We start from the raw sequence: 25,563 nt of genomic DNA on the forward strand, positions 1-25,563 counted from the left end.
GCCGCCTATGCACGAATCGCAATCAGCCCAAGAAAGCGGGCTGCAGAATCAGGAATTAATGACGAACGACAGTTCCCCAGTCAGCGATAAGTGGCGACTCCTGGCAGATCTTCCAGGCCTTCAACTAGAGTTTCCAACGCAAAGGATCTCGGTAGGGGGCGTGGGATTTCTGAGGGAGGGGGCGGCGCAGGCCTCGTATTCGCTTGCGGCAAGTGGGGCTGGAGTGCGGGAAAGTACCTAAAGATGACTGCATCTTCAAATTGCTTACGCGTCGCGCCAAGTCGCTTCGCGTTTTCAATGTGCTGAATCGTTCTCTCGAGGGATTCCTGTTTCTCCGTTCGCAAGCGCGCGGCGTAAAACTTTGCAGCGTCGAGAGCCAAGTAAACATCCGGTGGCAAAAGCGAACACGCCGCTTCAATGTCATCTAGCGCATCCAGCGGGATCGGATGATTCTTTTTCATAGCAGCGCGCACGATGGCCAGTGATCGGGCTCGATAGGCCTCACCGAAATAAGGGTTGCAGTTGAGAGCTTTCGTAAATTCAGTGGCAGCTCTTTCTGGGTTATTCAAGTTGAGGCTGCATTTACCCATGTGGAAGTACAATTCTCCGGTGGGATCTTCCTCAGGGCCAGCGCGCTCAAAGTTGTACCACGCGATATCCGTATGGCCCGACATCTCGTTGCAGTATCCGAGCCAGGCGTTGATCGTTTTTCGGGGATGCGTCCGCCGAAGCAGAAGAAGGCGCTTGGAGCCACTAATAAAATCGTTTTCCTTGAAATCTTGGATCGCGGTCAGCAACAGTCGTTGCGCCGGATTGCGCGGCGGATTGATCCAGCGATGGATGCCAAATAAGGCAGCTCCCGACACTGCAATAATGACGAGCAACACAAATGCTTGGTTAACAAGCCTTTGACGCCGTTGCTTAGCCGTTGATCGCTTCACAAATCTTGCCAGCTCATCAGCAACTGCCGAGACCGTTGCGAAGCGGCGGTCAGGTTCAACCTCGATACATCGCTTGACGATGGATATCAGGTCTTTCGGTACCGGTTTCCCTGCAACATCAATCTGGCCGGCTGAACGTAAACTCTCAACTCGTTCATAAGTTGGGTCATCAAACTGCTCGGCCGCGAGCGCAAACGGTGGCGTTCCGAACACCAACTCATGCAGAACCACACCCAAGGAGAACACGTCGCTGCGAAAATCGACATCGTGAGTCCGTTCGGCGTCCTGAGAAAGGCCTTCCAGTCCTAACAGGCACAGACGCTCGGGAGCCATGTAGGGCGGAGTTCCGCCGAGGGGAGACTCTGTGACATCGCCGTTGCTGGAGAGATTGAAATCCAGCAACAGCGGATGACCATCAAAACCAAGCAGGATGTTCGATGGCTTGATATCCCCGTGCAAGATTTTCAGTTCGTGAGCGGCAGCCAGCCCCAGCGCGGTCTCCTCAACGATTCTCGCTGCGGCAATCACGTATGATTCGCGAGGCTTTGTTACAACCTTCGGAACTCCAACTGATTCCTCGGCGATTTCCGGCGAGAAAATATCCGCGGTAATGTTCTCCGGTCGAGTTGCCGCGATACGATCCAACACTTGCGCGAGCGTCACGCGCCCCAGCAAAGGCATGCAGATTCCGACCAACGCGCGTTCGTCATCTTTGCGAATGGAATGAATGGGCATCACGTTGCGATGCGCAGATTTCCCCAGCACAAATGCTTCGCTGGCTCCGAAACGAGAACACTTGACAACGACTTCCCGGTCACCGAGTGACCGTTCTTTGGCCAAATACACTCGCGAGAAAGCACCGCGACCGATTTCGTCGAGTAGCTCCCAATCAAGCCATTGTTCGCCTAGTTTGGGCCAATCAGGATCCTTGATCTCGACGCCGGGAACCATCTCGTGAATCATGCGATGAATGGCCAGGACTCGTGTGAGCGAATGGCTGAGGCCCTTGAATCTCGCACCAAACCGCTCCGGATCAATCGCTTCTCCCTTCTCTTCCCGAAGGCAGAATTCTTCGTAGGCGAGATCGATGGCGAGCGAACGGTGGTTCATCAATTCAGGCTGTTCACCGAGCACATGCAATGCGTTGGGAGGCTCGCCCGCTCGCCATTTTTCGACGATCGTGTCCACCTGTGACCGAAAAAAACTTGCAGTACTCATGCTAGTTCGCTTGCCGCAACAATCGCTGAACTGTCTTACGAGCAGTCCGCTCGTGGATCTTGAGTTCTGCAGCGATCGCAGTGAACGTAACTCCCTTCATTCGTAGCTCAACAATCTGCTTCACCTGTTCTGGCTCGCCAGCCAAGATTTGTTGCCACTTTTCTTTGGCAATCGCAATTGCACTGGCCGTCGGCGCATTCGAAACAAGTGTGCCGAGTGTTTGATGCTGGTCTGCCTGGATTGCCTCGCGATTGACGTTGTACTTGTCCGACTGCAATCGCCGGCGCACTTCCGAGATAACTTTGAATTTTGCCACGGTGACCAAGTAGGCCAAAACTTGGTCGGGGCTTTGCATGTCCTGCAATTTATGCGGAGTGCGGAAGAACGACGCCCACACGATTTGGACAAAGTCCATGGAGTCAAACTTGGATCGCAGGCGCCGGTTGAGCGTGCGGCGCACGATTCGGTGGACATCCGCTCCATACAGCTGCACGATTTGCCAGGCGGCTTCCTGAGACCCAGCCTGAACTTTCTGGAGGAGGGCTGCAAACTCCTTCGCGGTCTCGGATACAGAACGATTCTCAAATCCTTCCATGGGGGCGGCACCATCTACCTTGGCCGTGTCAAAAACGCAATTGCACTGATTATTCGCGCATTTTTTGGAAGTCACCGCCCGTTTCCAGTCTCGGATTGCGACTTATTAACTGAGTAACCTACGCGACGTGACAACTATTGTCACCCTGTTTTGGTGAAACGGATAAAAGTTGGCGGAAAACCCAATGAACAGGTCCAACCAGCAATGTGTGATCTTAGTGCCGGTTGGATCATACATAGAGCCCAGTTGCGAAGCATCGCTGCACGAACTCGAGCGGCGTGGTTACCCGGTCTGGAGAGTTCGTGGCTACTCCGCCATCGACCAAGGGCGAAACCAGTTAGCGACCGACGCATTGGCAAAGGGCTTTGAGGAGACGATGTGGATCGACTCTGACATGTCTTTTGAACCGAATTCGGTTGAACGGTTGAGATCCCACGGTCTTCCCATCACTTGCGGCGTCTATCCGAAGAAAAGCAAGCGGGAACTGACGATCCACGTCTTGCCAGGCACCTCGAAGCTGACGTTCGGACGAGGCGGAGGGCTGACGGAGATTCGCTATGCCGCAACGGGCTTTCTGCATGTACGACGGTCCGCCTACCAAACAATTCAGCAAAAGCTACGGCTACCCACGTGCAACACACGCTGGAAGCGGCCGATGACACCCTACTTTCAGCCACTAATTCAGGAAGAGTCATGGGGAAGCTGGTATCTCGCTGAGGATTTTGCCTTCAGCGAGCGAGCTCGACGCTGCGGAATCAAGATTATGGCCGACACTTCGTTTCGACTTGGGCATATCGGATCGCATTGCTTCAGCTGGGAAGAAGCTGGCTGCGAAACGAAACGCTTTGGCACGTTCACCTACTACCTCGGCTCCAAGCGAGATGAAAACGCTGGGGATTCAGAGCGAGCGGATTTGGAAGCAGGGAGTGCCGAAGCGAGTTCTCTCGTCCCCATTTAGCAACTCGATTCGCAAGGCGGAGGCAAATCGATGATCAAAATGTATTGGTGGCAAGGTGGCGGTGGCAAAGGCAATTTTGGCGACAAACTTGCGCCCGCATTGGTCCAGGCGCTAACCGGTCAAGAGGTGGCCTATTCAACGATCGAACGAGCCGACATCTTGGCGATCGGCAGTGTCCTAGAACCTTGGTTCTGGCCTCAAGAATCCTGGCTGAACTTTCAAGGGCACATTTGGGGCGCTGGTCGGATGTTTGGCAAGGTGACGATGCCGTTTCCCAGGGCTAACATTTTGAGTGTGCGGGGCGAGTTAACGCTAAACACACTCGGCGGCTTTGGAACTCGCGAAACGTTCGTTGGCGACCCAGGCTTGCTTTGCGGCCACCTTCGTCGGTCAGTCGGAAGACCTAAATTCAAGATCGGAATCTGGCCCCATTGGAGTGAAGTGCGGAATGCTCAGATTCAGGCACTCGCCGACTCATCTTCGGACATCCTGCTAATCGATCCCTGCGGCGGAATTCGAGAGACAATTGATCGAGCGGCTTCGTGTGAAGCGATTGCTGCCAGTTCCTTGCACGGTCTAGTTACTGCAGACGCACTCGGCATTCCCAACTGTTGGTTGCGACTCGAGACCGGCAAGGAAGACCAAGTTGGAATGCCGATGTTTAAGTATCTCGACTATTTTTCTGCGTTCCAGTGCGCACCGCCCGTACCTCAGCAGTTGCAGCTGTCGACGAGCCTCGACAGCTTGCTCGCTTCAATGCAAAGCGATCGCCATACGGATGTGACTCGCCTGCAGGACGACTTGTTGTCGGTCTTTCCCTATAGCCGTTCGCAGATGCTCGTGTGATTGCACGGAAAAAACAAATCTGAAAACAACCGTTTCGATTCCCCCGCGCTCCCGGTTCGTATCTGCGTCCCGACCAGCACCTGGAGTGCAACTACAGCTGACTCAGCGAATCTGAACGTCGGTCGTCGTAGTGCTGGCCAGTGAAGGTTAGTTCGTTCGGCGGGGGGCCTGCGATCCTTCTCGATCGGATGCGACAGGTAGAGCTCTAGGTCCAGCTATCGGGAGTAGTCGAACACCAAGCAGAGACGATTCAGGTGCCGCTCGCCGAACACGATGAAACGGCTCAAGCATTCTTGTCGCAACGTCTGGATGAACCGCTTCACGAGTTCAATCTGAACCAATTCGCACACTTGAGATGAGAGGGGTCGACGAGCGGCAGCCGTCACCGAATAATGACGGCCCCTGGGTCACCGGTTTCCCGCTCATTCCTTCTTTGTCGGCTTTTGATGCCATGACGAATTTTAGCCGCGCCGTATCAGACGCTCCAACAAGGACTCCCGGCGACCTTGAGATCAAAGACGCGCAGCTGATTTTTTCGGCGGTGTGGGACGCTCTTGTTGAAAAGCACGGTCGTGAAAACCTCCGCTTTCCGCGCGACTTCATTTGGCTGGGGGGCGCGCCCGGCTCCGGCAAAGGCACCAACACGCCGTTCATCGCCGCGACACGCGACATTTCCGAGCCGCCGATCGTCGTCAGCGACCTGCTGACGACACCGCAGGCAGTTGCGATCAAAAACGCTGGCAAGATGGTTGGCGATCGTGAAGTGATCGGCCTGTTGTTGGAGCAGTTGCTGCAACCCGTCTATCAAGACGGTGTGATCGTTGACGGCTTTCCCCGGACGATCGTTCAGGCTGAGACATTGAAGCTGTTCTTCAACGCGCTCTTGAAGCTGCACGACGACTTTCGCAACTCGCCGCTGTCCCGGTATTTTCGAAAGCCGATGTTCCGCATCGCGCTGTTGTTTGTCAGTGAAGAGATCAGCGTCGAGCGGCAGCTGAGGCGCGGCCATGAGATCCAGCAGCATAATCGTCTGGTCCGCGAGTCTGGCGTAGGTGAGCTCAAGGAAGAGCGAGTGACCGATGTCGATCCCGAATTGTGTCGCAATCGCTACCAAACGTTCAAAGACACGACGTTCGACGCTCTGCAGTCGCTGCGAAAATTCTTCCACTTTCACTTCATCGACGCCGAAGGCAATCTCGACGATGTGCAGCAGAACATCGCCCGCGAGTTCACTTACCAAAGCTCTCTCGACCTGAGCCACGAATTATTCGACCTGATTCGAGGAATTCCAGAGGCAGCTCAACTGGCGCTACACGCCCGGCAAGAGCTCGTCGAACGTTTGGAACAATACGAACAGAACCAAAGACCCTTGTTCCAAAATGTCCTGCGATTCATTGAGGACAAGATGATTCCGATCATCCGGACCCACGCGATTTCTGGCCACACGCAGATTAACAGCGAAGACGAGTTGTTCGACGACCCCCTAGCGCTACGCATGATGATCGACGTCTTTTCGGAACGAGGCTTTCACGCGATGGTCGACATCCATCGCGTGGATGTGCCCGAGCGGATCAACCCGGAAACGTGGGAAATTACCTGCCGGGTCAAGCGAGTTTATCGCTTCGAGATTCGCTATCAGGCGTCCGAGATCCGCCGCGGGCAATGAAAAGTCGGAAGATACACTTTGCCCTTCGACTCTGTGCATCATTGCTTCGGGCGAACCCTCTGCGTCAACGACGGCATGACACCGGGGTAGGGGCGGGGCTGGGGACTGGGAACTGGGGCGGGGGAAGCCGTTTAAGGTTTGAGGTTCAAAGTTTCAGGTCAGAGGTCGGCAGTCAGCGATCATCATGACTCACCGCCCCCGGGCCTGCCCCGGGGGTTCATTGGCTTTTGCACTAGCCGGACGGAAGGTCGGAAGTCAGAGGTCGGGGATCAGGAGTTCAGAGGCTGAACCGCCTAAGTGCTTGGGGCCCTGAAAGTCGCCTTCTCGAACGCCGCGCGACGACTCGCTGTGGAAAAGCGCCAGCAAGCCAGCACCACCACCGCACGCAGACCCTCGACATCTTGGGGTTCCAACCACTGGAAGAACCTGTTCAATGAGGTGATGATCCGCCAGATGCGATTGCTCGCGCCATCGTAAATTGCAGGTGGAGATATTCGGCTGGGTGAAGCACGCGCCCCACTTCAAACAGGGCCGTTCACAAACAGGGTGGGGTTTGTGAACGGCAGGGGGCGTAACTCTCGGGAACGGCGCGTGTGAGTGTTCACAAACCGACGAGATTGTGAACGGATTTTTCTCGGGGACGAGGACTCAGGGGGGCGACAGGCCGGAAGCCTATCGCACGCGGGAAGGTTAGCGGGGCACGATGTGCTTGAGGTCGAGTTGGGTCTTGGGGGCGTCGGGGTCGAGGGTGATTTTGCCGGTCCAGCTGACTTCGCCCGCTTTGCAGATGCCTTCGGCGCCGGTGCGGCAGTAGTAGAAGGCCAGCGAGAGGGTGAGCGGTCCGCTGGCGGTTTTCGATTGCAGCGGGACGTCAAGTTCGAGCTGCGAAAGCCCTTGCTCGGCATCGAGCCATTTGTTGACGGCCGAGGTAGCCACCAGGGTTTGGTCGTCGGTGGCGTGCAGATAGTAGCGGACGGGTGCGCCGGGATTCAGCTTGTAGTCGGTCGGCAGGAGCAGGCTCACCGTCACCTTCACGCTGTCGCCGGTCGGCTTCAGCACGGCAGCCTCAAAGGGGCGAGGTCGCACAGCGACTAACGGAGCGGCGGCGACTTTCACGGGAACGGGTGGCTCGAGCCCTTTGATTTTCAGCTCGATCACGCTGCTGCCCGCGAGGTCGATAACGCGGACGCCGTGATTGTTGGTGTCGGCGACGAAGAGCTTGTCGCCACCCAGGCTGAGGCCGCCCGGTTCGTCGAGCGATTTGCTGTCGGTGCCCCCCGCGCTCGGCACGGTGCGGACGACTCCCGTTTTTAGGTCAAGTTCTTTGATCTTGCTGTTGTAGGTATCGGCGATGAACAGCTGACCTTCGCGATAGGCCACACCGAGCGGATGTTGCAGCAGCGCCTGGTTGACCGCGCCGTCGCGATCGCCAAAGGTGAAGAGCCGCCCCGTCGGCAAACGCGATGTGCCCAGGACCGTGGCCACTTCTTTCACACCCTTGATCGGCACCGCGCGAATCGAGCTGCCTTCGCTATCGGCCACGAACAGCACTTGTCCGTCGGAGGCCAAGCCACTGGGCTGAGCAAAGGCCGAGAAGCCAGGCTGAAATGCCGTGCGCGGCAGGAGTGGTCCGTCGATGATGTCTTCGGCGGCATTGCCGGCGAAGGGGACGATCGTTTGGGTATCGAGCGACATGCGCCAGATTTGATGGATGCCGGCCATCGCAATGTACAGGTCATCGCCTTGCAACCACAAATCCCAAGGGCTGGCCAGCTTCACTAGGCGCGGCGCACTCGAAGCGCGAAAGATGGGAATCTTCCCTTGCTCACCGTTGCCGGCGAGGGTGGTCACCTTGCGATTCTTCAGGTCGACTTTGCGGAGCATGTGGTTCTCGGTATCGGCCACAAACAGCATGTCTCCCTGCAAGGCCATCCCCTGCGGATGATTGAACGTGGCCTGCTCGTAGGTGCCATCGGTGCGACCTTCGACTCCCGAACCAATCACGTCCAGCAAGTCACCATTGAGTTTGGAAACGATAATGCGGTTGTGGCCACTATCGGCGACAAACAGGCGGTCGCTGGCAGCATCGGCCAGAACCTTGCCCGGGTAGAGGAGCGGCAGGTTTGGCTTGACTGGCCGCGCGACATCGAAGTTGAGCGGCGTTTCGTCGAGGACTCGCTTGCGGCGATAGGCGGGAATGGCCGTCCGCAGGAAGCGCGAGACCATCTCGGCCGAGAACTCACCCTTGTAGACGGCGACGAGCTTTCCCTCGGGATCGATCACCCGCAAAGAAGGCCAGGTATCGACGGCATACTTTTGCCACAGGGCATGTTGCGGATCGTTGATGACCGGGTGTTCGATTTCGTAACGGTCGATGGCTTCGGCGACATTTTTGGCGTCGCGCTCGGTCTGAAACTTGGCAGAGTGTACGCCGATGACGACCAGGTTCTTGGGGAACTCGTGTTCGAGCTTTTTCAGCTCGGGGAGGATGTGCATGCAGTTGATGCAGCAGTAAGTCCAGAAATCGAGGATTACAAACTTGCCACGCAGATCCTGCAGGTCGAGCTGCCCCGGCGTATTGACCCATTCGCCACCCTGCAGGGACGGCGCGGTCACGCGCGTGGGAAGCAGTTCTAGTTCTTGAGCTGTGACGGGCGCGGCGGCCAGCAGGCCAATCAAAACGAGGGACAACGAGACGCGGAGTGCTGGCAGGAGGGTTTGCATCGCTGACTCTCGGGAGGGACTTTGGCGACACGGCCGAGGCGACATGGCCGAATCGTACGGGCTGGGGGGAGGGGAGTCTTGTCAATTATTCTATACAGCCGGCCAGCAACACTCTTACGATTTTCTCCGAAAACGAGGCTACAACTGGCGGGCAAAGTGAATCTGGCGAGCCACTTCGACAAAGCCACAAGCGCGGTAGAGATGGTCGCCGATCTCGTTTTGGGCCATGGTTTCGATCATGGCATAGGCGAGACCTTCGCGGCGGAAGTAGTCGAGGGCATGTTCGATGAGCCTGCGACCGAGCCCCTGGCCGCGCAGGCTTTCCGCGACCACCAGGTTCGGAATTCGCCCTTTGCCGGACTCCCTGTCGATGACGGTGGAGATATAGCCAACGACCTCTATGGTTCTCTCAGCAACAAAAATGCCCGCTGCGTTGGCTCGGACGTCTTCGTCGACATGCCGAGCCTTGCGCCATTGCCAGTCGTGGCCGTTCAAGATGCCTAGAGTTGCCTCGACGTTCTGCTCGAGCGAAACACCTACGAAGGCACTGGTGGTTAGCTGGCGGAGCGTTTCCAGATCGTCGGGGCGGTAGGGGCGGATTGCAATGTCCATGCCGCTGAATGTAAATCTTGCGGAGCAAGATTACTACGATGAGGAACTGGCGAAGAGGCAGGCGACAAAATGTCACCAGTAGTACTGTAAAAAATTACTAAGATACGATTGACAAAAGATCAGCACTTCGCGCAAATGTCGGGGTGACATCTCGCGAAGTGGCGGACCGAATCGCTGCGCGAAAGTTGGCGATTTGGGGACAATGCTAGCGGCAGTGAATGGCAACCAATTTCGACGCGCAGGAAATGCGAGCGTGTCCAAAAACTGGGGTCCAAAATGGTTATCAAACGGTTATCACTGGGACGGCCGATAACCACTTTTTTGATCTCGGAAGGTCTTGCAGCAGTACAGTTTAAGTGTGATTGTGAGGAGTGAAAAAATGGCGCAAAAAAGTTATCAAAAGGGAGCTCGTTGTTGGACATTTTGGTTGGCTGGCGAGAAGACCCTGCCAGGTTGATGACACGATCGGTCATCCCTTGAATAGGCCAACTGGCGGAAGAAAAAACCGGCATTCTGTGATTTCCTGTTTGACACCCTGCGGGAGTCAGAGATAGCATCCACGGGTGCCGATTGATAATTCGCTGGCGAGATTCTTGTAACGACCAACGTTTAGGATTTACCGCTTATGAACCTCTCCCGTTCATCGCGCGCTCGTATGGCTGCACCGCCACTTTCTCGTGGCTTTACGCTCGTCGAGTTGCTAGTAGTGATCGCCATTATTGGAGTTTTGGTGGCGCTGCTGTTGCCGGCGGTGCAATCGGCCCGCGAGGCTGCTCGCCGGACGCAATGCACCAATCATCTGCGGCAGTTGGGGCTCGCGTATCACAACTATCACGATACGCTGCTGAACTTTCCCGCCGGTGCGCTGGGTGCCGATGCTTGGGCAGTGGGTGCTACCAACGCTGGCGGTCCCGGCGGTGGCGATGGCGGCTACTACGACGGCATGTGGGGCTGGCCTGTGGGCATCCTTCCCTTCATGGAAAGCGGGAGCCTGGAGCGAACCTTTGATATGTCGCGCCGACCGTATGTGAGCGAACGAGCCGATGTGTGGTTCAACACCTTTGGTCCCGAGACCACGCACGGGCCGATGAACGTGCTGCCCTGCAGCAGCATGCCCAAGATCTTCTCTTGCCCGTCGACCCCGCCTGCCGCGAAGGGAACCAGGACCGAATACAAGAATTATGCGGTGAACGCGGGCGGTGGAGTGGAAATGTCGCAATGCTGTCCCGAACGGGCGACGACCAGCGATGGCATTGGTCACAAGAACAGCCGAGTGCGGATGGGCGAGATCACCGACGGCACCAGCAACACGTTCATGCACTTGGAACAGGCCAGTACCTTTAAGGAAATCGCCCGCACTCCCGGGACCAAGTACGCCTGGTATCCGACGAACCCGTTTGTGTGGGTCAACCATCAATCGCAGGGTCTGGCCATGGCAAGCCAGTCAACGAGTCGGCAGATGCCACCCAATACGTCGCCCGTTTTGATGCAGGCTTGGGGTACCACCGGGCGGGCAACTTGGGGCTTTCATCCTGGGGGAATCATGGCTTCGCTCTGTGATGGGAGCGTGCGGTTTGTCCCGGATACGATTTCGCAAAACGTCTGGTATGCGACCTATACGCGTGCCGGTGGTGAAGCCGTGACGCTGCCTCAGTAAGTTTTCACCTCTCTCGGATTTTGCTCCCTATGATGCAGTTTGCGCGCAGCCTGTGCATGGTCGGTCTCTGCAGCCTGCTGTTGTTGTTGGTCGGTTGTCAGCCCGGAGATGAGCGCCTGTGTGAGATCGAGGGAACACTCCGTTATAAGGGGAAGCCGATCCCACGAGTGCAGATCAGCTTTGAGCCGGACGATCTGACGGCCAAATCGACCAGCATGGGAATGTCGGATGACAGCGGCCGCTTTGTGATGATGATTGGCTCGACGCCGGGGGTCTTTAAAGGGAAGGTGAAGGTCTACTGCGACGACCCAGTCGCAGCCGTGGGATCGAAAATGGAAGTTCCGCCGGAAGTCGAAAGCGACTATCGGGCGCTCGTGAAAAAGTACGGCCACGGCAAGTCCAAGCACGAACTGACCATCGAGAAGACCGACAAGAAGCTCGACCTGAATTTGGAGTAGTGAGGGATCGGCGCTGACACTTCCTACTTGCTGCCAGGTTCAATGGGCAGGTTTGCGGCCTTCCAGGCCTTGAAGCCGCCGGCCAGTGATTGGACGTTGGTGTAGCCCATTTTTTGCAGGTTATCGACCGCGATGGCCGAGCGATATCCGCCGCCGCAATAGCAAATGATCGGCGTCGCAGTGTCCGGCGCGGTCGGTTCAATTTTCAGTTCAATGACGCCTTTGCTGAGGTGAATCGAACCAATGGCATGCTCCTGAGCGAACTCCGATTCTTCCCGTGTGTCGATGAGTAGTGCGCCCGCTTGTTGCTGCTGGTAGGCATCGGCGGCGGACACTTCGCGAATGCGGGTCTTGGCGTCGGCAGCCAGTTGTTCGAAACGGGGCGGATGAGGCACAGGGTGGCTCCAGCTAGCAGTAGGAGATGAACGAGGAAGTTCAAGCGACAACTTGATGTTGCTTGCCAGCTATTAGAAAACTCCTTCTGCCCATTCGCAAGCTGTTGGGATTCTTGGCCGGGTGCCAGAACAGTCTGCCTGGTTGCCGCGTATTACCAGTCGGACATGGTTCGTGCATCGCAGCAGACTGCTGGCAGGTCGATTTGACGCTACAGCCAGCAAAATCGGAAAAAACCTCCCAAACCCCACGCTCGGGCCGAAGATTCCGTTTCGTTGCTGCCGATGCAAATCCCATCTACAACGAACTGTGTCGTCACGATTGACAAAGTTTCACCAGTCCGCCAGTTTTGGTGGAAGGGGAAGCGTCAATGGTCCGAGCGGTCAGCAGAAAGGTCTGTATGCGTCACGCGCGCAAGCATCCGAGTGGTCGTGGTTTTCAGCGGTTGTCGGTCGAGAAGTTGGAAGACCGCTCGCTCATGGCTGGCAATGTTACGGCAGCCGTCACCGGTGGTGTGTTGAACATCACAGGCGACACGGCCGACAACGGCATCACCGTCGACTACACGCTGGCAACGAACAGCTACACCGTCACCGGCACTGCGCAAGGTGGCAGCGCGACGACGATCAACGGCCTCGATACTTCGGTTCCTGCGAATGTGCAAACCTTCACGAATGTCACCAAGGGCATTCGCGTGCTGGCGAATAACGGCAACGACAACCTCGTCTTCGGCGCTGCCGCTTCGACGAACTTTACGGTTGCTGGCTTTGTCGATATTCAAATGGGGAACGGCAACGACACGGTCAGCATTGGCCGCAACGGCAATGCTGCCGGCGGTGCTGCTCCTATCGCCAACAAGTTTGAAGTTGGCACCACCATGGCCATCAAGCTGGGCTTTGGCAACGACACGCTCGACATCACGAACACGAAGGTCGCCCGCGACTTGATCATTCACGCCGACGTGAACAACCCGATCAACAATGCCAGCGATGGCAACGATACGATCCGCTTCCCCACGACCTTCACCCAAAACAACAACCCGGTGCAAACCTTCCCGGTTACCGTCGGCAAAAAGTCGACTGTGCTGCTCGGGGGTGGTGTCGACATTTTCAATGCCGCGAACCTGCATGCCCGCGGCGGCCTGTTTGTGCAGGATCTGTCCAGCGCACTGACGTTCGACTTGATCGATAGCCAAATCGGCGGCGAACTGAAAATTCAAAAGACCGGTGGTGGCGCGACCGACGTCGACATCGACAATGTGCAAGCCGGCACCCTGCGGGCGACGCTCGGCGGCGGTGTCGATACCGTGGATATTCGCGATTCGATCTTCGAGCGGATGTATCTCGACACCGGCGCATCAGTCGACGATATCACCATTGCCAACACCCGCGTGCGCAAAGCGGGCCTCATCAGCGGTGGCCGCGATAAAGCTCGCCTCACGCAAGAAGCCGGCAACCAACTTCGTGGCGTCGTGAAGTCGAAGGTCTTCACGCCGTAATGGCGCGGTGTTTGTCGTTCCGCACCGAAGGTGCAGCCACAATGTAGCCTGGCCCAACGGGCCTGGTTGCTACCAATCGCCGACGCTGCCGTCGCTGAGAAAGACGCGTTGCAGCACCTCTTGTTCGAAGGGGTGCTTGCGCACTTCGGCTTCGTTGATTTCGATGCCAAGCCCGGGACGCTGATTGGGACGCACGATGCGCCCGCGCGGATCGGTAGTGAAGCCTTCTTGCACGACGTCGCTACGCCAGGGGACATCGTTGCAGACCGTTTCGCAAATGATGTAACTGGGCTGAGCGAAGCCAAACTCGAGTGACGCGGCGGTACTCACCGGCCCCTGTGGATTGTGCGGCGCGAGTGAAATGCGATGTGCTTCGGCGAGCGCCGCAATGCGCCGAGCTTCGGATAGGCCGCCGCAGTGCGTGATATCGAGCTGGCAAACTTCGCAGCCTCGCGCGGCAAACAGATCTCGAAATTGAGCCAGATGTGTCATCCGCTCGCCGGTCGCGACGGGCGTGACCAGTTCGCGATTGATCATCGCCAGCCCTTCGATACTCTCGGGCCAGCAAGGTTCTTCGAAGAAGTACAAGTGATAGGGCTCCAGGGCTTTACCGAATTGCAGCCCCATCGCCGGCGAAGGTCGCGCGTGACAATCGACCATGATGTCGATCTCTTCACCCACGGCCTCGCGCATAGCCCGCACCGCTGCTTCCGCCGCGCGGATGGGTTTCATCCCTTCGAGCGGTAAGGTCGAAGGGACTGCCATGCTCTTGAAGGCGGTGTAGCCATCAGCGACGGCCTGCTGAGCCAACTCGGCGAAGCGCTTGGCGTTGTCGACGGCCGTCTCGTAAAAGTCTTCCATGCGCCCGCCGCCCAAGTGGCAGTACGTGCGAACATGATCTCGCACCGGACCGCCCCAGAGCTTGCTGCAGGGCATGTTCGCGACCTTGCCGAGGATATCCCAGAGGGCGATATCGATGCCGGCGATGGCGGTGGAACGAACGATGCCGTTGCCATGCCAGAAGTGTTGCCGGTGCATCATCTGCCACAAGTGCTCGATGCGCGTGGGGTCTTCGCCGACCACCAGTTGCGAGAGATCTTCGAGCGCGCCGACCACGCCCCGCGTGTGCCACTCGAGCGTCGCTTCGCCCCAGCCAAACAGCCCGGGCTGATCGGTGTGGACCTTTACGAAGATCCAGTTCCGCATGCGGGCGTGACAAACGAGAGGCTCAATGCGCGTGATCTTCATGGTGAGTTAGCTTGGCTGGTGAGTGAGCAATTCGGTAATCAGTTGCGTGGCCGCGGAGACAACTTGTTCGAACGTGCCGGGTGCGAGGACGGCTACGGACTCTTGATAGAGGCCGAGACCGTACTTCTCTTGCGGCACAATATACGACGGCCCCCAGCCATCGACGAGCGTCATCACGACCAGCGGCGTCCGTGGGAACTTGGTGCGCAGCGACGTCTGCAGCCCGCTATACAACTCGCCGCGCACTCCGAGCCAAATGGCATCGCCCATGCGCCACGCTTGAATCTGGTAGGGATACGCATCGGGCGGCAATTCATCCAGTCGTCGCAGCATGCGCGTTTGTCGCTCGATGAGTGCGTGAACATCGCGTGCTTCAGCTTGCTCGCCAGCGGCGAGGGCTTCGAGTTCTCGCTGCTGAAGTTGTTCCAGTTTGGCTTCGACTTCGTCACGACTCGGACGATCCTGGCGATAAGCCAAGTCGAGCTTCGTCGCTTGCCACCTCAGAGCACTCGCTTGCGTGCGTCGCGCAGAAGTCCAAGGCAAATCTTTCCAGGTGCCCAGCGTCGCGCCCGAAATGGTCGGACCTTGGTACACGTAGCTTGTGCCGGCGGGGGGCAGCGCGGTCAGCACTTCGAGCGCGGCATAGGCCAGTTGTCTGCCATTGCGATCGGCCACCGCCACATCGCCGACAAAGCCTTCGCGCGGGCCCAACTCGGCCGAGGCACCTTGCAAAAAGATACAAGGAGCGTTGCTGGTGGCTTGCTCGACCGTTTCTCGAAGCGCGCCGATGAAGTCTGGGCTGATGAGTTGATTTTCCCAGGCGAGCGTCGTGGGATGACAAGCGTAGTTGATGAACGTGGCCAGTACTTGCCCTGCAGTGTTCGTCACGCGGGCCACAACCACGGTGTCATCGGCAGGTGCTCCCGGATTGAAGCCGCAGACATACTGCTGACGCTCGGTATCGAAGAAATCGCGATTCGCCGCGAGTGAGCAGCGGCCGTGTCCATAGGTGATGATCGCTTCGGCCAGTTGCTGTTGAGCTTGGGCAACGAGGTGACCACAGCGCTGGGCCACCTCACGCAGGTACGGGGCGATCAAATCTCCGCCGGGCAAATTCGCCCGATCGAGGCTCATCAGCCCCGCGCCGTGGGTGTGTGTGAACGTCACCATCAACTGCGCTTGCCGCACTCCTGAGATCTCGGCAATGGTCGACTTCAGCAACTCCATCTCCGCCTCGCCCAATAGGCAATGATCGAGGGTGATGAGCACGCGGCAATCGCCAGTCGTGTCACTCTCGCACTGAAAGATCGCCGTCGAAGCTACCAGCGGACGATGCACCCCCACGGCCTGGTCGTGCGTAGCCGCGCCCCACATGCGGTGATAGATGCCGACGGGCGGGGTGATGTCTCCGTGGGCGACACCGAACCGACAAACTGACTGCGGAGTTTCGTGCTGCATGAAGTCTTTCTTCTTCCACCTATTAAACGCCCCCGGGCCTGCCCCGGGGGCGGTGGCGTTTGGGCAACGGAACTATCGAGGCAGGTGCCGTGAAAATAACACGAATGCCGTTCTCGGGAAGTGTGTTCAAGTGTACACTGCCATCCGTCCTGAATGGAGTTTGCGACCCATGCCCGATGAAATCCCATTTCGATTCGTCGCCCGTGCGGCGACGGTGAATCCGCCCAACCGTTTCGAACATTCGCGGCAAGAGGCCGATCATGAGCACGGCTTTGCCGAAGACGATCAGCTGCCGGGAGAACGGCGGAAGGTGGAAACCGAGTTTTTGCCCGATCGCGCCGAGACGCTGATTCGCGAGAACGATAGCCCCGATGTTTCGTTCCGCTTCAGCATCAATGCCTATCGAGGCTGCGAGCATGGCTGTGTCTATTGCTACGCGCGCCCTGGGCACGAAACGCTTGGCATGAATGCTGGGCTCGATTTCGAAACGCGCGTACTCGTGAAATTCGATGCGGTGAAACTGTTGCGCAAGGAACTGAACAAGAAACATTGGCGACCCGAGCCGATCATGATTTCAGGAGTGACCGACTGTTATCAGCCTGCGGAGCGAAAGTTTCAGCTAACACGCGGCATCTTGCAGGTGCTGCTCGAAGCGGAGCATCCACTCACCATGATCACCAAGAACTCGCTCATCGTGCGCGACCTCGACGTACTGCAACCGCTGGCCGAACGCCGCTTGGTAGGAACAGCCATCAGCATCACCACGCTCGATGCCGAGTTGGCGCGCACCATGGAACCGCGTACCGCCACACCCGCCGCCAAGCTGCGAGCGATCCGCGCCCTCAGCGAAGCTGGTGTGCCTGTGCGCGTAATGGTCGCGCCGATCATTCCCGGACTCAACGATCACGAGATTCCGACGATCCTCGCTGCCGCCAAAGAGGCCGGCGCGCTCAATGCCGGCTACGTCATGCTGCGGTTGCCGTGGGCGGTCGCTCCCATCTTCAGCGCTTGGCTGCGCGAGCATCGTCCGCTGCAAGCCGACAAGGTCGAGTCCCTGCTGCGCGACATGCGCGGCGGCAAGCTCTACGACGCGCAGTTCGGCACGCGCATGAAAGGAACAGGCCCTTACGCCGAAGGTGTGCGCGCCACCTTTCAGGCCTTCTGCAAAAAACTGGGGCTCGATCAGCCCTCGCCGGAACTCGACTGCAGTCGCTTCCGCCCGCCGAAACTTCCCGGTGGACAAGGGCAGCTGTTTTGATCGCACGGGAAGTTGATGTCACAGCTCCCTAAGCGGGAGGCAGCGTGTCTTGCATTACCTTGTCTGCCTGTTCGCGATGAAAGTCGTGCAGCTGTTTGCGCAGAGATTCGTCATTGGCGGCAAGTATGCGAACGGCTAACAGGCCAGCGTTCTTGGCACCAGCTTCACCGATGGCCAAGGTGCCGACGGGAATGCCGCCGGGCATTTGCACGATCGAAAGTAGCGAATCGAGTCCCGAGAGTGCGCGGCTTTGCACCGGCACGCCCAGAACGGGCAGGATGGTTTGCGAGGCTACCATGCCGGGCAAATGGGCCGCGCCACCGGCTCCAGCGATAATCAGGGCGAGCCCTCTCTTTTCGGCCGACTCGGCATATTCGCACATCCACTGCGGCGTGCGGTGAGCGGAAACGACGCGGCATTCGTGCGGCACGCCAAAACGAGTGAGTATTTCTGAGGCGTGGCGCATGGTCTCCCAGTCGGACTTGCTTCCCATGATCACGCCGACCAGCAGTTGTTGTGTGTTCATGCAACTATGATAATCGCAAGCGAGAAAGCGAACATGCCGGGCTATCTTGATTCGCTACTCATCACCGCGAGAGGAATCAAAATCGTGTCTCCCTATCGCGCCTGGTCAATCATCGCTGCCTTGCTCATCGCCGCTCCCTTGGCCGCCAAGGAAGAGCCCGCGGAACCGACCGAACCCGAGATTGCTGTTGCCGTGAAAGAACTGGGGCACGACGAGTACCCCATTCGCGAAGCAGCTTCGAAAAAATTGTGGCTCTGGGGACTCGTCTCGCAAAAGGCCCTGCAGCAGGCGAGTAAAAGCAACGATGCCGAAGTCCGGCTGCGGGCCAGGTTGATTCTCGACAAGTTCGAACTGGGCCTCACCCCCGATTCGCCTCCCGAGTTCGAAGCGCTGCTAAGCAGTTTTCGCGATGGCGATATCGAGAGCAAACGTGGTATCCTCAATTCCCTGATTGGCGAGAAAAAAGTGAAGCTGGCTTTTAAGCTGGCCCGCTCCGAGAAGAATGCTGTCGATCGCGAATCGCTCTTCTCGTCGGCTAGTCGCACGGCCCAGCGATTCGTTCCGGATCTGCTCGTCGAGGACGAACTGGACGAAGCCGAGGCGATTCTGGAATCGCTCGATGTGGCTCAAGACAGTTCGCTGGAACGCTTGACGTCGATGTTGCTAGTTACTGGTCGCTTGCCTGCACGACTGGCAGATCTGGAGAAGCAGTTCGCGAAAGGTTCCACCTTCGCACTTGCGAAACGCCTGGTCTATTATCGCCGCGCGAATGGCGACCTTGCCGGCGCGGCAGATCTCGCGGGCAAGCATCAGTTGGCGTATTACCAGCGGGCCATCTTGATGGAGCAGAGCGACTGGGGCGCTGCCGCGGCCGTACAGCAGGAGATGTTCAAAGGCCCAAAGCTCGCCGCAGAGACCTTGGCGCTAGGTGCCACGCTTAATTTTCTCGCCGGCAATCACGTGCTGATGGATTCCAAGCTGCAAGAGTTGCGGGCGAACGCCCCCGAGCAGCGTTCAACTTATTGGGATGCCGCCGAAGCACACCTAGCCTGCGAACAACACGAACACGCGCTGCGACTGCTGGAGGAAAGCATTCCTGCCGGAGCGTCGTACATTCGTTTTCTGCGTTTCGAATACCAAGAGTCGCAAGCGATTGCGGGCCTGACTGCCGAAACTCGATTTGATGAAGCGTGGTTGAAGAGCCTGATCGATGGTGGCAAGGTCGCCACGCAAAAGAGCGTCCCGCGACACGACTACGCCCGCGACTTGGCTCGCCAGCTTCATCAACTGGGGGAGCGCGAGCGGGCGAAGCAGATTGTGGCAGTGTTGCGGGCGGCGGCGGAAAAAGATCCAAGTCTTTGGCACACCGTCATTCAGGCCGATGTGTTGACCGGTGATCGACCGCAGGCACTCGACGATCTGAACACGGCCCTCGAAGTTCCCGGTACTTCCCCGTCGCCGAAGTTTAGCGCGCTGTATGGCAAGGACTTTGCCCTGGCCGAGACGCTGTATAGTCGGCTGGGCGGGGCAGCCGATCGTCGGCGATTGACGATCGCGACGATCGAGAAAATTCTTGGTCCGGCGGGAGTGCCGGCCGAAATGAAAGACCCGCTGACCAAGCAAATTGCTGAAGACTTAGAGCCCTGGTTCGAAGGGGCGGACTTTCGCCAGCAACTACGGGCCGGCGAGGTGCTGGTGAAACTGGGGGATCGCAAGCAGGCTCGCCGCTGGTTCGAAAAAGCCGCTCCCAGTGCCACCGACGCTCAGTTGCGCCTGGGAGATCTTGCTCGGGAAGATCAAGACTGGCCCGAAGCCATCCGGTGGTATCGCGCAGCCACCGAGAAACTGCCGGCACTGCCGTTGCCGCGCTATTTGCTCGGCCATGCGATGCTGCAGGCGGGCGACAAAGATGCCGGCAAGCTGGAACAACAGCGCGCGAGTCTCGCCGCGCTATCTCCGGTCGCGCGGTACTCGCTGGCGTTCCAACTGAAAGATCGTGACCTGCTCGTTGATGCTGCCGAACAAGCACGGATCGTTCAGATCACAGCGAATCCCACCGTGCAGCATCCCACGCTGGCAGCGGGGCATTTGCGCGCGAACTGCATCTTTACCAAGGAACCGAGCGAAGCAGCCGACAACTGGCAACGCTGGCTCCTGAGCCAACTGGTTGGTGTGAACAACTTCACGCTCTTTGAACACTACCTGACGGACCCCGAGGTGATTCATCGCAATCGCGGCCGCGCTTTCCTGGCGGCTGGCAAGCCTGACCTGGCGATTGCCGAGCTGAAACGCGTCCTGGCAATCATGCCCGGCAACGTACGTGCCCTCGAAGAGTTCGTCCCGCTGCTCAGCAAAGCCGAGCGGACGAAAGAAGCGGGCGAACTCGTCAGCGAAGTGGCCTCGCGCTACGAGCGGGTCATTCGCGACTATCCGCAGACCTCGTACCATCGCCGCGAACTGGCCCTGCTGCTCGCCCGTTGTAACCAGCGACTCGACGAAGCCCTGGCCCTCGCCCAAGCGGCCGTGAAGCTCGAAGACCAGACCGCAGCCAATCACGCCGCCCTCGCAGAAATCCATTCCTTGCGTGGCGAAAACGCCTTGGCCGTTGCTTCCGCCCAGCGGGCCCTCGAACTGCAAGCGAACAACGAAGAACTGCGCGAACGTCTGGCGAAGTGGAAAGGCAAGTAAGTTCCAGGTTTGAACATTGAACCTCAAACTTGCTCCGCCAAGAAACGCAGAAGCCGCCGCAGGTCCAGGGGGGGTGAGACGTGCGGCGGCCTCCGACATGAACGCTAGTCCTCTCCCCGGATTACCGAGGAGAGGGAGCTGTTGGCTCGACTATTGTTCGAAGTCGATACCGAGTTTCTCTTCTTCTTCTTCCTGAATGATAATGCGTGGTGTCACCATCATCATCAGGCTCTGAGCATCGCGGCCGATACCAACGTTGGTGAACAAGCGGCTGATGTACGGGATCTTGCTCACGAGGGGCAAGCCACGTTCGTTGCGACCTTCTCGCAACCGCTTGATACCACCGAGCAGCACCGTACCACCGTCTGGCACGCTGACGGTTGTGGTAACCGTCGTGGTGGCCAGGGTTGGCAGCTGAACCGTGGTGCCTTCAACCGTGCGAGTAGCACCGCTGACGACATTCTGGTCCGGGTTCGATGGATCTTGCACCACCGTACCGCTGTCGGTCGTCACTCGACCGTTGAAGGTAAAGGTTTCGACATCACCGATCTGGCTGAAGAACGGCACCAGAGTGAGGCGGACGAACCGGCGATCGGACGAGACCACCGCTTGCACGCTCATCATGGTACCTTCGCTCAGCACGATGATCACAGGCTGGTGAGCCGCGGCAAAGTCGCCGACGACGGGCACCACGCTGGTGACGAAGGGACGGAACGAGCTGTCGATGATGGTCGCTTGTTGACCGTTGAACAACGTCACCTTCGGAGCCTGCAGCACATTCGTGCGGTCGTCACCCTGTGCAGCTTGCAGCAGGAAGAAGACTTCGATGTCGCTGAGGATCGCAAAGCCGAAGTTTGCAGCCGAGCCGGCGTCGAAACCACCGAACTGCGGTTGGGCACTAAAGCTACCTTGGTTGAAGCGGAAGTCGAGATCCGCGGTCGGACCTTGCTCGTTCAAACCCACCGAGAAGCCCGGGCCGTCGTCATCGAAGGGGCTACCAATCGGAGCCGTCAGAATACCCGTAGGAATCTGGTCGGCCCGGTTGTTGAAGCCGGTGTTGTCATCGATGTTGAAGTCGAAGTCGATACCGATACGTTCGAAGAAGCGATCGCTCACCGTGATGAAGCGAACTTCGATCGTCACCTGCAAGTCTTGCAAGCGGCGAAGCTGTTCGAGCAAGTCGGCAATCCGTTCGTGAATGTCCTGCCGTTGGCTAACAACCAGGCTCAAGTTGGTATCGAAGCCCGAGACCGAACCAGGACCACCCACGTCTTGCCACGAGTCGGGCTCGATCGTCGAGGTAATCAGTTCGATCAGCGGATCGAAGTCAGCTTGCACACCACCACCCAAGCCGCCGGGACCAGCACCCAGGGACTGACCGCCCCCACGAGCCGACGAGACCGGGAACATGCCGTTCGAGCCAGACATTTGTTGCTGGGCCATCACGGTCGGGTTGATCGAGCCACCACCAGCACCAGGAGTGGTGGTGTCGGCAGCGACGGTCAGCGGAGCACGGTTGAGCGGTCCCGCAGCACCACCATAACCGAGCGTCGCCAGGCTTTCCTTCAACGCACCCGCGATACCCATGTTGTAGGTCGGGGTGAAGTTCGGAATCGGAATGACGAGGTCGGCCACGTAGTACACCTTGGCATACACGTTGGAGTCACGCGTCTGCTGGCTCGTGACGCGAAGCACTTCGCTCTGAATCACAAACGACAGGTTCAGCGGTTCGAGCAACAACGTGAGGGCACTCTTCAGCGAGATCGGCTGGCTCAGGTCGAGCGTCACCGGGGCGTCGCTGGTCAAACCTTCGGCCCGCAAACCTTGCGGATCGAGATAAATGTTCACACCGGTCATGGTGCCGAGGAGCGACACAACTTCCGACAGCGGACGATCGGTGAACTTCACATCCACTGGCTTGCTGAGCGACTTCTGAATTTCCATTTCCGCTGGCGACAGACGATTCTGTTGTTCCAGGCGGCTCTTGCGTCGGCGAGTGAGTTCGCTCCACAGCTTGGCGTTGAAGACGATTGGTTCGCGATCATCGAAGGGAATCGACGATGCTTCCATCGAATCGGTAACACCCAAGAAGCCGGCTTCCTTGGCTTCCTTGGTGGACTGATTGAACCAAATCTGCTTGGCCAGCTTGGCCTTCTCGACCATCGAGGTCGTGACCGGGCTGTTGGGCTCGATTTCTCGAGCTTGCTTCGAGATCACTTCGGCTTCGGCGTAGCGGTTCTCATCCATCAAGCGATTGAACTGCTCGACCAGGCTGGCCAGCTTGTCCTGCATCTCGAGGGTGAGCTCGGTATTGCGAGCCCGCTCGGCGAGCAGACCACGATTCTTCTCAGCGTTTTCGATCGTCGATTTGTTCTGATCGATGTAGGTCTGCAATTCCGACACGCGGCGGTCGATGCTGGTCAGCAGGTTCTTGCGAGCCGTGGTGTCCAGGTCGGCAGCAGTGACGCGTTCGCGGAAGGTCTTCATCTTGTTCAAAGCAGCGCGTGGATCGCTTTGGGCGATCTGTTCGGCCGACTTGGCTTCGATGGTGAACTCACGGACCATGCGTTGACGATTCAGCTCTTGCTGTGAACCGACCTGTTCCAGCGGCGACAGCGGATTCGCTGGGCCATCGGGACGAGGCATCGGTTGCGTGGGAGCCGTGTTCGCACGCAGGAAGGTCAACTTGTCACCGAGGAGCTTTTGCACTTCGGGATCGAGCTGTTCTTTCTGCTTCCAGGCTTCCTGGAACAGACGGATGGCCGTATCGCGGTCTTGAGCTTCGAGAGCTCGCACACCGTTTTCGTACATCCGCAGCGGATGCGAATCGTCCAGGTTGCCAGGTTGACGCATCATGGCCGACGCGGTCGACGCTTGTTGCAGGCGCGAGTTATCGGCGGCCGGGTTGTAAACACCAGGCGAAACCGGGAATCGCGGACCTTCACCAACAGCTGGCTCGACGGCGCTGGCCGTTTGCACGCCCTGACGCTTGTAAGCAGCCTTGTCGACTTCCAGCAGCATCTGCCACGGGCGAGTTTCGTTCTGAGCGAAGGCCGCTTCGTCCACCTTCAGGCTATCGGCCTGTTTGGCCAATTGTCCGGCAGTGTTCAAGTCGCCCTTATCGAGAGCCATGCGGGCTTGAGCGAGCAAACGCAGCGCTTCTGCCTTGTTGGCATTCGGGGCCACAGCATTCATTTGTCCGAACGGCGGAGCCGGCAATCGCTGCGGAGCTTCGTTCGGGGCACCCGGACCACTCGGAGCCGGCAGATTCAAGTCAGCCAGTTGTTCAGGCGTGGCCTGACGACCGGCGGGCAGAGCCGAACGAGCGAGTGGATTGTTCTCCACGGGCAAGGTGTACGGATTCAACTGCGGAGCCGTGTTCACGCCGGAAGGCGGAGCTTGCATACCGGGCAACATGCCGGGCAGTTGTTGATCGCGAGCAGCCATCTCGGCCGGGTTGTTCATCGCAAATCCGCGAGTGGGATCGTTGCTGGTAGCACCGAAGCGGCTCATATCGAGACCCGCAGCGGCAATCGCAGCCGCCACTTTCTCGGGCGAGTCTTCTTGCGGGCCGAACTGAGCACCCAGGCCGGCAGCCTTTTGATAGGCGGCGAGCGCGGCGTACTTGTCGCCCCGGGCCAGTTGCTTGCGAGCTTCGGCCAACAGCGACGTCGCTTGAGCTTTCGCTCCATCGGTCAGCTGATTGACCGCTTGCTCTTGCGACTGACGCGCGGCAAACGGGTCTTGGGGCGGCTGCGGAGCAGCAGCTGGCGTTTGGCCAGGCTGATTCCACATCGCCGTGAACAGCGAGCTGGGCTTGCGAGCGCCGCCCACCTTGGCACGCTCTTCGGCCGACAGCTTACGCAACAGCGTGGGGCTATCGACAAAGCGGTCTTGATAGGGGTCGTACACGGCCCCCGTCTTTTCCGCTTGCGAGATCAAGCTATCAGCCTGATCGAATTGTCCACTCTTGATGGCGGTACGAGCCTGCTTGAGCAGGTCGTCTGCCTGACGGCGGGCATTATTCGGCTGGCCAGAAATCTGGCCGGCTGCCTCCGCCGCGGTAATCCAAGCCACTGCCGTGGGCGTGGCCGCCTGACTCGACGCAAAGAGCAAAGTCGATGCAACGACGATGCCCGGCAACACGACGCTCGCTTTCAAAGCGCTTCTCCTATTTCGAGAAAACCCGCACGCGCCAAGCTGCGGCCGGCGATCCATCGCACGATCCGCGGTGACCTGTCCGCTGGAGTCCGGAGCCCTCAATCGAACGACGATTGACTGCTCCCGCACTCGAACGGACCGTGTCTGCTTGTCGCCAGGACTCCCTGACGAGACTGACCTGGGTAGACGAGAGGCGGGTAAATACTGGCAAGCCGACACAAGCGTCAAGAGCGGTTTGTCACGAATTTTTGCTTTCGCGACAAAATGGCGTTTTTCGCCGGAGGCAAGGGGCAAGTTTATTAGCCGAGCCATTGGTGGCTGTTGCACTGCTGATAGAGTCGTATCGCGGATTGATGCATTTCGTCCCAAAGGGACGCTGGATGTAGCCGCGGGTGTAGCGCAGCGAAACCCGTGGCAAACGATAGCAAGAGTTCCTCCGTCCCTGCGGGACGCTGGACCATTGCCTTGCAGCAGGCCGTTACTCCGCCGGTATCGCTTCCGTCGTCCCTGCGGGACGAAGAGGTTCTAGAATTCCCGCTTTCCACGGGTGTCGCTTCGCTCGCTAAAGCGATCGGCGCTTGCCCGTGGCTACACTCAGCGTCCCTACGGGACGGGGGATGGTTGAACGCAAAATGTTAAATAATTTTCGACCACACAC

17 protein-coding genes are annotated in these 25,563 nt (G+C 58.4%); 8 read left to right on the plus strand and 9 right to left on the minus strand.

The annotated features are described in order from the left end of the window. Positions 1-80 precede the first annotated feature (80 nt). Together NA78x_RS02350 and NA78x_RS02355 are read right to left on the minus strand one after the other, a co-directional pair. A complete protein-coding gene (locus NA78x_RS02350; protein ID WP_425616810.1) occupies positions 81-2,159 on the minus strand; it encodes a protein kinase domain-containing protein in 2,079 nt (692 codons plus the stop codon). A 1-nt stretch (position 2,160) separates the two neighbouring features. Beyond that, a complete protein-coding gene (locus NA78x_RS02355; protein WP_425616811.1) occupies positions 2,161-2,754 on the minus strand; it encodes an RNA polymerase sigma factor in 594 nt (197 codons plus the stop codon). 394 nt (positions 2,755-3,148) lie between these two features. On the opposite strand from NA78x_RS02355, the gene NA78x_RS02360 reads away from it, so the two are divergent. The 3 genes from NA78x_RS02360 (at position 3,149) to NA78x_RS02370 (ending at position 6,224) form a co-directional block, all read left to right on the plus strand. After that, positions 3,149-3,712, plus strand: coding sequence for a hypothetical protein (locus NA78x_RS02360; RefSeq protein ID WP_425616812.1), 564 nt, complete (start codon positions 3,149-3,151; stop codon positions 3,710-3,712). A gap of 30 nt (positions 3,713-3,742) precedes the next feature. Then, positions 3,743-4,558: a polysaccharide pyruvyl transferase family protein gene (locus NA78x_RS02365; RefSeq protein WP_425616813.1), complete on the plus strand. Its 816-nt coding sequence runs from the start codon at positions 3,743-3,745 to the stop codon at positions 4,556-4,558. Between the two features lie 451 nt (positions 4,559-5,009). Continuing rightward, the gene (locus NA78x_RS02370; RefSeq protein WP_425616814.1) at positions 5,010-6,224 is read left to right on the plus strand and encodes a nucleoside monophosphate kinase; all 1,215 of its coding nucleotides are present in this window, start codon (positions 5,010-5,012) and stop codon (positions 6,222-6,224) included. A gap of 690 nt (positions 6,225-6,914) precedes the next feature. Here the strand turns inward: NA78x_RS02370 and NA78x_RS02375 are convergent. Next, on the minus strand, positions 6,915-8,948 hold the full coding sequence (locus tag NA78x_RS02375; RefSeq protein ID WP_425616815.1) for a thioredoxin-like domain-containing protein: 2,034 nt from the start codon (positions 8,946-8,948) through the stop codon (positions 6,915-6,917). A gap of 138 nt (positions 8,949-9,086) precedes the next feature. Continuing rightward, positions 9,087-9,560: a GNAT family N-acetyltransferase gene (locus NA78x_RS02380; RefSeq protein WP_425616816.1), complete on the minus strand. Its 474-nt coding sequence runs from the start codon at positions 9,558-9,560 to the stop codon at positions 9,087-9,089. A gap of 625 nt (positions 9,561-10,185) precedes the next feature. Between NA78x_RS02380 and NA78x_RS02385 the strand changes: the two genes are divergently transcribed. Next, positions 10,186-11,217 carry a DUF1559 domain-containing protein gene (locus NA78x_RS02385; protein ID WP_425616817.1) on the plus strand — a complete coding sequence of 344 codons (1,032 nt, stop codon included), beginning with the start codon at positions 10,186-10,188 and terminating at the stop codon, positions 11,215-11,217. Positions 11,218-11,246: 29 nt separating this feature from the next. Next, positions 11,247-11,675: a hypothetical protein gene (locus NA78x_RS02390; RefSeq protein WP_425616818.1), complete on the plus strand. Its 429-nt coding sequence runs from the start codon at positions 11,247-11,249 to the stop codon at positions 11,673-11,675. A gap of 23 nt (positions 11,676-11,698) precedes the next feature. Here the strand turns inward: NA78x_RS02390 and NA78x_RS02395 are convergent, their stop codons facing one another. After that, a complete protein-coding gene (locus tag NA78x_RS02395; RefSeq protein ID WP_425616819.1) occupies positions 11,699-12,070 on the minus strand; it encodes a rhodanese-like domain-containing protein in 372 nt (123 codons plus the stop codon). Between the two features lie 398 nt (positions 12,071-12,468). On the opposite strand from NA78x_RS02395, the gene NA78x_RS02400 reads away from it, so the two are divergent. Continuing rightward, complete coding sequence (locus NA78x_RS02400; protein WP_425616820.1) at positions 12,469-13,566, plus strand: hypothetical protein; 1,098 nt, start codon at positions 12,469-12,471, stop codon at positions 13,564-13,566. A 69-nt stretch (positions 13,567-13,635) separates the two neighbouring features. Here NA78x_RS02400 and NA78x_RS02405 read toward each other — a convergent pair whose 3' ends face one another. Both NA78x_RS02405 and NA78x_RS02410 read right to left on the minus strand, forming a co-directional pair. Then, a complete protein-coding gene (locus NA78x_RS02405; RefSeq protein ID WP_425616821.1) occupies positions 13,636-14,814 on the minus strand; it encodes an enolase C-terminal domain-like protein in 1,179 nt (392 codons plus the stop codon). A gap of 6 nt (positions 14,815-14,820) precedes the next feature. Beyond that, a complete protein-coding gene (locus tag NA78x_RS02410) occupies positions 14,821-16,272 on the minus strand; it encodes a neutral/alkaline non-lysosomal ceramidase N-terminal domain-containing protein (RefSeq protein WP_425616822.1) in 1,452 nt (483 codons plus the stop codon). Between the two features lie 169 nt (positions 16,273-16,441). Between NA78x_RS02410 and NA78x_RS02415 the strand changes: the two genes are divergently transcribed. After that, the gene (locus NA78x_RS02415) at positions 16,442-17,530 is read left to right on the plus strand and encodes a PA0069 family radical SAM protein (RefSeq protein WP_425616823.1); all 1,089 of its coding nucleotides are present in this window, start codon (positions 16,442-16,444) and stop codon (positions 17,528-17,530) included. A gap of 28 nt (positions 17,531-17,558) precedes the next feature. Here the strand turns inward: NA78x_RS02415 and purE are convergent, their stop codons facing one another. Further along, the gene (purE, locus tag NA78x_RS02420) at positions 17,559-18,056 is read right to left on the minus strand and encodes a 5-(carboxyamino)imidazole ribonucleotide mutase (RefSeq protein ID WP_425616824.1); all 498 of its coding nucleotides are present in this window, start codon (positions 18,054-18,056) and stop codon (positions 17,559-17,561) included. Between the two features lie 33 nt (positions 18,057-18,089). On the opposite strand from purE, the gene NA78x_RS02425 reads away from it, so the two are divergent. Then, positions 18,090-20,744: a hypothetical protein gene (locus NA78x_RS02425; protein WP_425616825.1), complete on the plus strand. Its 2,655-nt coding sequence runs from the start codon at positions 18,090-18,092 to the stop codon at positions 20,742-20,744. Between the two features lie 150 nt (positions 20,745-20,894). Here the strand turns inward: NA78x_RS02425 and NA78x_RS02430 are convergent, their stop codons facing one another. Further along, a complete protein-coding gene (locus tag NA78x_RS02430; RefSeq protein WP_425616826.1) occupies positions 20,895-24,905 on the minus strand; it encodes a hypothetical protein in 4,011 nt (1,336 codons plus the stop codon). Between the last annotated feature and the right edge of the window lie 658 nt (positions 24,906-25,563).

The sequence above is a fragment of the Anatilimnocola aquadivae genome (assembly GCF_049819085.1).
Taxonomy (GTDB): Bacteria; Planctomycetota; Planctomycetia; order Pirellulales; family Pirellulaceae; genus Anatilimnocola.

Coding starts and splice junctions, on each gene's coding strand:
- NA78x_RS02350 (WP_425616810.1), bottom strand. CDS start 2,159: ATGAGTACTGCAAGTTTTTTTCGGTCACAGGTGGACACGATCGTCGAA.
- NA78x_RS02355 (WP_425616811.1), bottom strand. CDS start 2,754: ATGGAAGGATTTGAGAATCGTTCTGTATCCGAGACCGCGAAGGAGTTT.
- NA78x_RS02360 (WP_425616812.1), top strand. CDS start 3,149: ATGTCTTTTGAACCGAATTCGGTTGAACGGTTGAGATCCCACGGTCTT.
- NA78x_RS02365 (WP_425616813.1), top strand. CDS start 3,743: ATGATCAAAATGTATTGGTGGCAAGGTGGCGGTGGCAAAGGCAATTTT.
- NA78x_RS02370 (WP_425616814.1), top strand. CDS start 5,010: ATGACGAATTTTAGCCGCGCCGTATCAGACGCTCCAACAAGGACTCCC.
- NA78x_RS02375 (WP_425616815.1), bottom strand. CDS start 8,948: ATGCAAACCCTCCTGCCAGCACTCCGCGTCTCGTTGTCCCTCGTTTTG.
- NA78x_RS02380 (WP_425616816.1), bottom strand. CDS start 9,560: ATGGACATTGCAATCCGCCCCTACCGCCCCGACGATCTGGAAACGCTC.
- NA78x_RS02385 (WP_425616817.1), top strand. CDS start 10,186: ATGAACCTCTCCCGTTCATCGCGCGCTCGTATGGCTGCACCGCCACTT.
- NA78x_RS02390 (WP_425616818.1), top strand. CDS start 11,247: ATGATGCAGTTTGCGCGCAGCCTGTGCATGGTCGGTCTCTGCAGCCTG.
- NA78x_RS02400 (WP_425616820.1), top strand. CDS start 12,469: ATGCGTCACGCGCGCAAGCATCCGAGTGGTCGTGGTTTTCAGCGGTTG.
- NA78x_RS02405 (WP_425616821.1), bottom strand. CDS start 14,814: ATGAAGATCACGCGCATTGAGCCTCTCGTTTGTCACGCCCGCATGCGG.
- NA78x_RS02410 (WP_425616822.1), bottom strand. CDS start 16,272: ATGCAGCACGAAACTCCGCAGTCAGTTTGTCGGTTCGGTGTCGCCCAC.
- NA78x_RS02415 (WP_425616823.1), top strand. CDS start 16,442: ATGCCCGATGAAATCCCATTTCGATTCGTCGCCCGTGCGGCGACGGTG.
- purE (WP_425616824.1), bottom strand. CDS start 18,056: ATGAACACACAACAACTGCTGGTCGGCGTGATCATGGGAAGCAAGTCC.
- NA78x_RS02425 (WP_425616825.1), top strand. CDS start 18,090: ATGCCGGGCTATCTTGATTCGCTACTCATCACCGCGAGAGGAATCAAA.